Annotated in this window: 9 protein-coding genes; all 9 read left to right on the top strand. The window is 24.5% G+C overall.

The window, feature by feature from the left end:
• The 9 genes from ACZ5TJ_RS08415 (at window position 1) to ACZ5TJ_RS08375 (ending at window position 11,944) form a co-directional block, all read left to right on the top strand.
• Window positions 1-1,665: an NEAT domain-containing protein gene (locus tag ACZ5TJ_RS08415; RefSeq protein ID WP_464198743.1), complete on the top strand. Its 1,665-nt coding sequence runs from the start codon at window positions 1-3 to the stop codon at window positions 1,663-1,665.
• Between the two features lie 115 nt (window positions 1,666-1,780).
• Complete coding sequence (locus tag ACZ5TJ_RS08410; RefSeq protein WP_464198741.1) at window positions 1,781-3,952, top strand: DNA topoisomerase III; 2,172 nt, start codon at window positions 1,781-1,783, stop codon at window positions 3,950-3,952.
• Between the two features lie 284 nt (window positions 3,953-4,236).
• Entirely contained in the window at window positions 4,237-5,148 is a 912-nt protein-coding gene (locus tag ACZ5TJ_RS08405) for a hypothetical protein (RefSeq protein WP_464198739.1), read from the top strand.
• Between the two features lie 33 nt (window positions 5,149-5,181).
• Entirely contained in the window at window positions 5,182-6,000 is an 819-nt protein-coding gene (locus tag ACZ5TJ_RS08400; RefSeq protein WP_464198737.1) for a hypothetical protein, read from the top strand.
• Window positions 6,001-6,012: 12 nt separating this feature from the next.
• Window positions 6,013-6,741, top strand: coding sequence for a helix-turn-helix domain-containing protein (locus ACZ5TJ_RS08395; protein WP_464198735.1), 729 nt, complete (start codon window positions 6,013-6,015; stop codon window positions 6,739-6,741).
• Window positions 6,742-6,980: 239 nt separating this feature from the next.
• The gene (locus tag ACZ5TJ_RS08390) at window positions 6,981-9,092 is read left to right on the top strand and encodes a nuclease-related domain-containing DEAD/DEAH box helicase (RefSeq protein WP_464198733.1); all 2,112 of its coding nucleotides are present in this window, start codon (window positions 6,981-6,983) and stop codon (window positions 9,090-9,092) included.
• A gap of 60 nt (window positions 9,093-9,152) precedes the next feature.
• Entirely contained in the window at window positions 9,153-10,244 is a 1,092-nt protein-coding gene (locus ACZ5TJ_RS08385; protein WP_464198731.1) for a type II toxin-antitoxin system HicA family toxin, read from the top strand.
• A gap of 188 nt (window positions 10,245-10,432) precedes the next feature.
• Window positions 10,433-10,723 (top strand): hypothetical protein, encoded by a 291-nt coding sequence (locus ACZ5TJ_RS08380; RefSeq protein WP_464198729.1) that lies wholly within the window; start codon window positions 10,433-10,435, stop codon window positions 10,721-10,723.
• A 369-nt stretch (window positions 10,724-11,092) separates the two neighbouring features.
• The gene (locus tag ACZ5TJ_RS08375; RefSeq protein ID WP_464198727.1) at window positions 11,093-11,944 is read left to right on the top strand and encodes an HAD family hydrolase; all 852 of its coding nucleotides are present in this window, start codon (window positions 11,093-11,095) and stop codon (window positions 11,942-11,944) included.
• Window positions 11,945-11,961: the final 17 nt, after the last annotated feature.

Genomic DNA, 11,961 nt, shown 5'->3' with positions numbered 1-11,961 from the left:
ATGAAAAAGAAAATAATATGTATGTTAATTGCAGGATCTTTAACTATGTCTATAACAAGTCCTGCATATGCAATAGTTTTAAATGAAAGTATAAAAAATGAAGTTTCAAATGAAGAAAATAAAGCTTTAGAAGATGGAGTTTATAAAGTAGAAAATGATGCTCTTCATATAACAGAAGACAAAGAGTCTATGGCTAGAAAATTCCTTGATAAAGAAAGTAATATAACTGTTAAAAATGGAGAAACATTATTACAAATAATATTTTCAAATAAATCTATGATGAAAAATGTTAAAGTAACAGTAAATGATAAAGCTACAGAAACTAAAGTAATAGATGAAACTGATACTACAATTACATATGAATTTAAAATAAATTCTATAAAAGATAAACTTATAGTAAGTGCAACTCCTTTTCCAGGTATGAAAGTTGATTTTAGGTTAGTTTTAAAAGAAGACACATTAAAAAAAGAAGAAACTTCTGAAGAAGATAAGGAAGAGAAGCCAGAAACTAATAAACCAGAAACAGAAAAACCAGAAACTAAGCCTGAAGAGGAAAAGCCACAAGTAAAACCAGAAACTAATAAACCTGAAGAAAACCAAACAAGTAAGCCCAATAATAATATAGAAAATAACAATACTGTAACTCAAAATAAAGAGTTATATAAAATGCAAAATGAAATAATAACAGATAGTGAGATAGGCTATGGAGCAGCAAGAGGTGCTATAGCTAAAACTAACTATATGGAAGTTAGAAATGGTAAAAAATATATAACTATGAGTATTTCAGGAACAGATTTAATGTCTAATATAAGGGTTTTAGTAAATGGTAAACAAGTTAGCTATAATATATTAAAAAATGATAAAACGAATAATTTAATGGATATAGAATTTCTAGTAAATTCATTAGATGATAATGTTAAATTTAAAATGCATATAAATGTCCTTGGAGAAGATATAGATTTTGGAGTTAAGTTTTTAAAAGACACTGTAACTCAAATTGGATTTGTTCCAGAGTCAAAACCAAGCACTAGTTTATCAATACCAAATGCTGAAACACTTTTAGCGGTAGCTGAAAAAACAGAAGATGAAAGCAAAGAAAAGAATGAAGAAAAAGACAATAAAGTCAATGAAAAAACTAGTAAGAAAAATGTAGCTAAAGAAAGTTATAAAGAGTACACTATAAAAAATGAAATTATAAGTGACAGTTCAGTTGGACGTAAGATGGCAAGAAAATACTTAAATGAAACTGCTTTAATTGAAGAAGTTGATGGAGTGAAATATATAACTTTAAGATTTTCTGGAATGGATCTTATGAATGACATAAAAATTAAAGTTAATAATGAAGACGTAGAGATGGAATTAGTAGATGAAGATGCTACAAATAATATAAAAGCTTATAGATTCAAAATAAATAATATAAATGATGATATAAAGGTTTATGCACATATAATTCCTATGAATATGGATATTGCTTTTGGAGTAAAACTTTTAGAAGATACTTTAGAACTTGTAACTGAATATACTCCAGAAGATGTAGTAATTGACGGAAAGAAACTTAAAACAACTTTAGCTGCAAGTTTTGGTGGTGGAATGTTTTTACTTGGAGTAGGAGCAAGTGCTATTACTTCTAAAGTAGTTAAGAGAATTAAAAAGAAAGAAAAATAATTTAAAGAGTTATGAAATAGATTATTTCGTAACTCTTTTTAAATTTACATAAAAATAAGGAATAATGTAGTATAATATTTATATTAAAATGAAATAAGGAAGGAAACATAGATTTATGAAATCATTAGTTTTAGCAGAAAAGCCTTCAGTTGGTAGAGAACTTGGAAGAGTTTTAAAATGTAATAAAAAAGGAAATGGATTTTTAGAAGGAGATAAATATATAGTAACTTGGGCACTTGGACATCTAGTAACTTTAGATGCACCAGAAGGATATAACCCAGAATGGAAAAAGTGGACTATGGAAACACTACCTATGCTTCCAAAACATATGAAGCTTTCAGTAATTAAAGGTAGTGGAAAACAATTTAAAATAGTTAAAGAACAAATGTATAGAAAAGATGTAAATGAAATAATAATTGCAACAGATGCAGGAAGAGAAGGAGAACTTGTTGCAAGATGGATTATAGATAAATCACATGTTAAAAAGCCAATTAAAAGACTTTGGATATCATCTCAAACAGATAAAGCAATAAGAGATGGATTTAATAATTTAAAAGATGGAAGAGCTTATGATAATTTATATCATGCAGCAGAATGTAGAGCAGAAGCTGACTGGATTGTAGGACTTAATGTAACAAGAGCACTTACTTGTAAGCATAATGCACAGCTTTCAGCAGGTAGAGTACAATCACCTACTTTAGCTATGATAGTACAAAGAGAAGAGGATATTAAAAACTTTAAGCCAAAAGAATATTATACTGTTGATATAAAGACAGATAAGTGTAATTTTACTTGGGTAAATAAAGATAATAACTCAAGAATATTTAATAGAGAGTTTTCAGAAAAGTTAGTATCAAAACTTAAAGGAAAAGATGGGGAAATTATAAATGTTACAGAAAGTAATAAGAAAAAATACTCTCCAGCACTTTATGATTTAACAGAACTTCAAAGAGATTGTAATAAGATGTTTGGATATTCAGCAAAACAAACATTAAATATAATGCAAAGACTTTATGAGAATCATAAATTACTTACTTATCCAAGAACAGATTCAAGATATTTAACTAAAGATATTGTAGGAACAATTAAAGATAGATTAAAAGCTATTGCTATAGGAGAATACAGAATTTTAGCAAATGAACTTTTAAATAAAGATATAAAAGGAAATAAAAGTTTTGTTGATGATTCAAAAGTATCAGATCACCACGCTATAATTCCAACAGAAGAAAGAGGAAATTTAGCTAACTTAAGTTCAGAAGAAAGAAAAGTATATGATTTAGTAGTTAAGAGATTCCTATCAGTTATGCTTCCTCCATTTGAATATGTTCAAACTACTTTAGAAGGAAAAGTAAATGGAGAAAGATTCATTGCTAAAGGAAAAGTAGTTAAAGCAAAAGGATGGAAAAAAGTATTTGATAGGGAAGAAGATGAAGAATCAGATATAAAAGAACAAGAACTTCCAAAGCTTAATAAAGGTGATAAGTTTACAGTAAAAGAAGTAATAGAAAAGAAAGGTGAAACAAAACCACCTGCAAGATTTAATGAAGGAACACTTTTATCTGCAATGGAAAATCCTCATAAGTATATAAATGTTGATAAAGAATCAGCTAAAACTTTAGGGGAAACAGGAGGACTTGGAACTGTTGCAACTAGAGCTGATATTATAGATAAGTTATTTAATTCATTTGTAATAGAAAAGAAGGGGAAGGATATAATACCAACTTCAAAAGGAAAACAATTAATTGACCTTGTACCTAAAGAATTAAAATCACCTTTACTAACTGCTAAGTGGGAAGGGGAACTTGATAAAATATCAAAAGGTAAAGAAGATCCAAGAAAATTCACTAAAGAAATGAGAAACTATGCAACAGCTTTAGTTGAAGCTGTAAAGCAAGAAAATGCTAAGTTCCACCATGATAACTTAACAGGTAAAAAGTGTCCTGTATGTGGTAAGTACATGCTTGAAGTTAAAGGTAAAAATGGAACTATGAATGTATGTCAAGATAGGGAATGTGGTCATAGAGAAAATGTAGCAAGACTTACTAATGCAAGATGTCCTGAATGTAAGAAGAGATTAGAACTTAGGGGATCAGGAGAAGGTAAGATATATGTTTGTCCGGGAACTAACTGTAGCTTTAGAGAAAAGGAATCTCAATTTAAGAAGAGATTTGATAAAAATTCTAAGGTAAATAAGAGAGAAGTAAATAAAATAATGAAAAAGATGCAAAAGGAAGCTGAAGAAGAAATGAACAATCCATTTGCAGCACTTTTAAAAGATTTTAAATAAACTATTTTAGCAGAGTAATTAAATAATTACTCTGCTTTTTAATTTAGTAAATTTAAATATTGGTATATATAACTGAAAGATAATTATGTTAAAAGTTAATATTGGTAATAAATTGGAATAATACATATATTAAAAAATAAATCGTACTCATCTTATTTAATTATATGAAAATTAAAATGAAAAATAAATTTACTTTTATTTAAATTTAATCTTTACAAATATGGAAATCTGATGTATTATATAATTATCAAATATGAAAATATTTTTGCAAAGGAGATTTACATATGAGTAAAGTTGTTGAGAATTATAAAGATTATTTAGAAGATGTTAAGGATGATAATTTACATTTATCAATTGATAAGCAATATGAACCATTATCATTTGAAGAGTATGTGTATAATGAAATTTGTGAATTAAATCAATATGGATTTTCGATAAAAAATCAATTTGAATTAAATTCTATATTAAAAGAAAAAGAAGAAATAAATAAAATAGATGAAGAGAGTTTAGAAGTAGTAAAAAATATAGAAAACTTAGATTATAAATTATTTGGATTCATAGATATGATTAAAAATGCTGAAATAGAATATGAAGATGAGGTTATAGTAAAAGAGCATTTAGATAGTGCAAAAGAAATTTTAGTTAAGGTTTATAAATTAAAAGTTGATGTTGAAAAAATTATTCTAGAAAAAAGTAGTTTAAAAGTTAAAAAAGCATATAAAATAAATGTTTATAAATTATCATATGAAATAGATGGAGATAATAGAGAGGAATACAGATTTGTAACAACTTTAAATAAAAGTAACTTCAAGGTAACGAGTAAAAATTTGATAGATACTTATTATGATGGGATAAAGATAATAGGGGATACTGAAACATTAATGGAAGTAATAGATGGTGAATGTAATATAAATGCTTATTTAGAAGCTGTTCAACTTTTTAATGAAATAAAATTTATACAAATAGGAGCTATATATAAATATGCTATTAATTTAAAGGAAATACTCGGATCACACTATAGATATCCAAGAATATATAAATTAAATGGTAAACTTATATTCAGATATATGATATTAGACAATAGTGAACTTGAAGACAATATTAGAGTTTATATTGAAACAGTCATATTTAATAAATCTGATTTTAATATAAAAATATTTAGAGATTTTACTAATTTAATGTTCTTTAGATTCTAAAGTTAGAATTTATTAGAAAATAAGGTGGTTAATATGGAGTATAGTGAAATAAAATATTGCAAAAGCATAGATGCAATATCAAGAGGTCATAGAATAAAGAATTATGAAGATTTAGATATAGCATTAAAAAGAGATGAGGAAATTTTAGCAATAAATTATGGAGAAATGACAAAGGTATTAGAATTTAAAGAAATAAAAAATAATCAATACAATCTAAAAAGTTTATTAGAGATAGGTGAAAAAATATATATAGGTAATTTTAATGTTGAGTCTAGAGAAAAGGAATTCGGTATTTTTAATATAAAGGTTGAAAGAATAGATATAGATTTAAAATCCTATATAGAAAAGAAAAGTGGATTAAAAATAAAAAATAAATTTGATTTTGAAGTTTTGAAATTAACATATAAATTAGGAGAAGAATATAGGATTATTCCATTTGAAATAGATAAAAAACTAAAAATAAATGAAGAGATTTTTATAGATACACATTATGCAGGAATAAAAATAGATAGTGATATAAGAATGGAAGATATTATTGAATATAAATTTGATGTAGAAAATTATATGGAATTTATTTTATTAATTAGAGAAATAAATTCTGTAGAATCAATATATAATGATAATCCTATATTGTGTAAAAGAAATATTTTAACACCAGATAAAAATAAAATAAAAAATCCAACAGTATATAAATTAAATGATGAAAGTACTCTAATTGAATTTATTGTTGAAATTAGAAATGATAATAAAAGTTATAATTATATAAGATTAGAACGTGTAAAATTTGAAAAAAATAAATTAAATGCAATTACTGTTACAGATTTTAATTTTGAAAAAATATATAAGATTTAAGGAGAGAATAAAATGGGAACAGATTTAGGAATGAAAGAATTAAGAAAAGCAACTGGAATGGGACTTAAAGAATTAAGTGAATTAGTAGGTAAAAGCTCAAGTTATCTTTCAAGAATAGAGAGTGGATCAATAGTAAATACATCTTATGAAACAATGTTAAATATTGCAAGAGCTATTGCAGATACAGATGCTATTAAAAATGGAAAGATTGATTTTAAAAATTATAATAGTGATTTTGGAAGATTAGTATTAAGTTGTAAATATGATGAGTTAAAGAAAGTATATGATTATACAAAGGATAATAAAGATGTTGAATATGAAGCTAAAACAATACAATATTTAAATTTAAATGATTTGAATGTATTTAAGGATTTAGGAAAATACAGAAAAGGTGTAATGGAATATGAAGATGCAAAGAAACAATTTATAGAAATTATTGAAAAACTTAATGGATTTGAATATATAAAAGAATGTAAAAAATCATCAGGGGAAATACCTACTGTGAATATAGAAATTCCAATAGAAGATATTATAAAAAATGGATATGATGATTTTTCAGGAATAATAACTTATAAAATATTAAAAGCAGTAGAAGATTTAAAGTTCTTTGGAACTATGTGGGATGTATTTCCTACAACTTCTAGTTATGAAAATATAACTAGTTGTAATACGGAAAAGGATGAACAAGAGGAAGAAGAATATGAGATACCAGAACCAGAGGAGCCTAAATTTAATAGTTAAGTTTTAGAAATATGATATATCATTGTATTAGGCATATGGGAGAATTTATATTTTACACACCTAATATGTAAATAAATTTTAAAATTGGTAGTAATATCATTAATTATTAGTTTGAATTATTTATAATTAATATGTGGTTATTTTAAAAAGTAACCAATAAGTGGAATGCGCTTTAAACAAATATATTTTAGTTAAGTTATTATATAAAAATTTTATAAATTAATTTTGGGGGAATCATAATGGCAAAATTAGTTCCAAGTATAGAAGAAATAAAAAATAGTAAACCTTATCCGGAAAAGGGAGAATTAGCATTAATTGAAAGTTTGTATAGAAATTTGGATGATTCTTATGAAATATATTTTCAGTCTTATTTAAATGGATTACATCCTGATATAGTAATTCTAAGAGATGGATATGGTGTATTTATAATAGAAGTTAAAGATTGGGATCTAGAGAACTATAAATATGGACAAGTAGATAATAATAATAGATATGGAAAAATGTTTTTGAAAAAGAACAATGCTAAAGTAAAGAATCCGTTTGATCAAGTTATGGCGTATAAAAATAGTTTATATCAATTATATTTACCTGAATTAGCTATAGAAAATATAAAAAGTGATAAAGTTTATGGAATAGTTAAAGTTGGAGTTTATTTTCATGAGGCGACAAGTGAAAAAATAGGCAGTTTTTTCAATAAAGATAAGATAAAGTTTATTTCCATATTGGGAAATGATTCGAATATAATAGAAGTTATAAAAGATGCATTAAAAAACAAGAGTAAATTAGATAAAAATATATATGATAGATTACGTATATTGTTAACGCCAATATATCATAAGGCTAATGAGGGGAAAAATATTAAATTAAACGATAAACAACTAAGTTTAATTGAAAGTAAACCTAATTTAGAAAGAAAGGTTAAAGGTATAGCAGGTTGTGGAAAGACTACTACTTTGGCACATAAGGCAGTAAATGTTGTAAGAAGAAAAGGTGCTAGATCTCGAGTATTAGTATTAAGCTATAATATTACTTTAAAAAATTATATAAGAGATAAAATAAGTGCAATAAGAGAAAATTTTTCTTGGAATAACTTTAATATTATTCATTTTGCTTCATTTATAATGCAAGCTATTGCAGTAGAGAATATTAATATACATGTATCAGAATATAATGAAAAAGATTTTTTTAAACAACTAAAGGTAGAAGATTTTAAGGGGAAAATTTCAGAAGAAAATAAATATGATGCAATATTAATTGATGAGGGACAAGATTTTCAAAAAGAGTGGTTTTATATATTAAAGGAATTTTTAAAAGATGATGGTGAATTCTTTATAATGGCTGATGAAAAACAAAATATATATAATAATGAATTAGACAGTAATAAAAATGTTGTGACAAATATAAAAGGAGCTTGGAATATTTTAAATAAATCCCACAGACTATATGGTAGAATAAGTTATATGTCCTTAGGATTTCAAAAAGAGTTTTTTAGTGGGAGATATGAATTAGATAAAGATAATAATGAAAAAATAGATTTTGATTTTGAAAATTGGGTTAAATCTAATAAAGAATTATCTAAGAAAATGAGAAATATGCCTTTAATGGTTCAAAGAGCAATTACTAATCCTTATATTAAACAAATAATAGATTCTAATTTCAAGAATTATGAGGAAACAGATCAACAGATTATATATAAATATAATGAAAAAATTAGCTATAAAGAAATATTTGAAGAATTAAAAGAATATGCAGATAGTGAAAAAATACATTTTAATGATATTTGCTTATTATCTGGAGAAATAAAACATATAAGAGAATTAGAGTATTATATAAGAAAAAAATATAATATAAATAGTGAAATAATGTTTGAAACAAAAGAAGAATTTGATGCTATTCATAATAAACATTTTAAAAATAATAATAAAAATAAAGAAGCATTAAATAAATCAGAAAAAAATGAGTTAGAGAAAATAAGAAGAATGAAAAAATTTGGTTTTAATAATAATAGTGGAAAATTAAAACTTTGTACAATACATAGTTTTAAAGGTTGGGAAATAGATACATTAGTTATTATAATAGATAAAAATGATGAAAAGATTAGTGATGAATTAATATATACAGCAATAACAAGATGCAAGAAAAACCTTTTAATATATAATAGAGGAAAAGAAAAATATCATAAATTTTTTAAAAATCATGCAAATATAATGAGTGGTGAGCCAATAAAAAATAAGTCTGGAAATACAATCTATTATTCTGATTATGTTGATGATGGAGAGATTTATTGTTCAGAAGATGGTAGCTATCATGATGCAGAAGAAGCTTGGATGTATGACGGAAGTATGTTTTAAAAATATTTATAATAGAGATAGTTAAAAAGTTAAAACAACAATAATTATGGGAGAACAATTATGACTAATAAAAATAAAGAAATAATAAAAACAAAAGAACAATTATTTATTAAAATAATAGAAAAACAAATTGATGAATATGTAGAATTAATCAAAAATACAGCATTAGTTGATTATATTTTAGAATTTGCTGATAATAGCAAAAATATAATTAAGGATAATATTTCGGAAAAATTAAAAGAAAATATTGAAATTTCATATATAGATTTGTTAGCAATTGTCAGAGAAAATATATTACTTTATTCAGATTTAATTAGTTGCAATATAGAAGAACTAGCAAATTCTATTATGAATAACTTAGTCATAGAAGATTTAACAGAAATGGCAAGATCTATGGAATTGACATCTGAAGTATTTTATTTAAAGAATTATTGTCTAGGAATGATACAAAAAGAAATACAAATGTTGTTTAATAGTATAAAGGATTATGTAGAAGATGAAATTATTGAACAGAGCTGCAATTTTATTCAAGAAAATAATATATGCTTAAATTGTTGTTGTGTAATGGATATTGAAGAAGAGATAATGAAATCAATGTCTTTAGAAGAATATGTTGAAGATTCGTATATAGGAAGGGAAATTAATAATTTAATTAATATTTCTTATAATATTAATAATAATATAATGATTAAATTATATGAGGATAATATTAATTATTTAATTCTTAGTGGAGTAGTTGATTCAAAAAGTGGTAAATTTATATATAATAGTATTGAAAATATATTTATATATGAATTAGAAGAAGAATATGGAGAAGAATTGATTGAATATAATAAACATTCAAATGAACTTGAAAAAGTTATATTAGAGTGTAAAAATCAAAAAACTCAATTAACAGAAAATATCAATAAAATTGAATCAATACTAATAAATAAATCACAAAATAATAAAAAAAATATATATAGGTATATTGATAAATATTCAGAACTTTCAAAATTAGCAATACGTAAAGGATATAAATTAATAAGAAGTAATGGAGGTCATGGTATTTTTAAGCATAAAAAATTAAAAAAGACAGTAGTAATACCGCAGGGAAGAAAAATAGGAAAGGGGCTTTCAATTGTTATACAAAAACAACTGTTAAATACGTAAAAAGTAATATAGCTTAATATTAAGTAAAGCAAAATTAAAAAAATATGTAAAATAATATTTAAGACCACTAACTCTTTTAAAGCTAGTGATTTTGTTGATATAATAATTGAATTTAGACTAATTGGAATTTAAAGTATAAAATTGTATAAGATTTTATAGAAAATACTAAAAGAGAAAGTGTGATTTAAATGAATAAATATAATAGATGCCCAGTTTGTGGATCAAGTGAAGTAATAAAAATAGTATATGGAGATCCAACTGAAGAAGCAATAAAAGAGTATAAAAAAGGGAATATAGAACTTGGTGGATGTATATTTGAGGGGGATGAACCAAATCGTAAATGTAAAAATTGTGAATCAACTTGGGAAGAAAGAGAATTCACATTAAAAGAAAAAGTTCAGTTGTATAAAAGTGAACATAAGAAATGTAAAGAGATAACAGAAAAAATTAAATTAATGGGTGAAATATTTTTAAATTAAAAGGTAGAATTTACATCACCATATTCCTAAAAATAAAAATAATAGTTATGAAAATGCAGAAGAGTATAGAAAAATAATTTTTAAAAGGGGCTGTCTCAAAATAGACAGTCTTTTTCCATTTAACTTATACTTTACGAACATTACAAATGCTGTGTAAAAAATAATAAGCAGGTTAGAATACATTTTTTCTTATCCTTCTTATTTCATATATATTTTCAAAAATCAATCTAAAATATTTATTTTTCATGAAAAGGTATTCAAAAAATAGTTGAAATATTTATATTAATATGCTAGTATACAAGTATAGCAATTAAATTATAATAAATAAAAAGTAAATTTGTATTAGAAAATATAGGAGTAGGTGAAGGTATGGGCAATGCTTTAGATAATTTTAATAAGAAAAAGAATTTTCTTATTTGTATAGATTCTGATGGATGTGCAATAGATACAATGGATATTAAGCATATTAAATGTTTTGGACCATGTATGGTAAAAGAGTGGAATCTTGAGGAATGGGAAAGCCAAATATTAAATAGATGGAATGAAGTCAATCTATACACTATTACTAGGGGCATAAATAGATTTAAGGGACTAGCTTTAGCTCTTATAGAAATTAATGAAAAATATAAAAAGATAGATGGTATAGATGAATTTGTAAAATGGACAAATAAAACTAAAGAACTTTCAAACGAATCTTTAGAAAATATAATAGAAAAAAATGATAGTATTTGTTTAAAGAAAGCTCTAGCTTGGTCTAAGGCAGTTAATGCATCAATTAATTTATTAAGTGATAACGAAAAACGTCCATTTGAAGGAGTCGCTGAAGGAATAAAAGAAGCTAAAAAAATTGCAGACATAGCAATAGTGTCTTCTGCAAATGAACAAGCTGTTTTAGATGAATGGAAAGAACATGGTCTTTTAGAACATGTTGATATAGTATTAACTCAAAATATTGGATCAAAGTCTTATTGTATAAGCAAGCTTATTGAAAAGGGATATAAAAGAGACAACATCCTAATGGTTGGAGATGCGTTAGGTGATTATGAGGCAGCAAAAGTTAATGAGGTACTTTATTATCCTATATTAGTTAAAAAAGAAAAAGAGTCATGGGAAAGATTTTTAAGTGAAGTATTAGATAAATTTATTAATAATACATACATGGATAAATATCAAGAGCAAGTTGTAAACGAATTTGAGAAAAATTTATCAAAAGATAATTAAATTAGCACAATAGAGAA

The sequence above is a fragment of the Clostridium budayi genome (assembly GCF_055396605.1).
The sequence above is the reverse complement of the archived record's forward strand: the minus strand, read 5'-3'. Positions and strand labels throughout refer to the sequence as shown.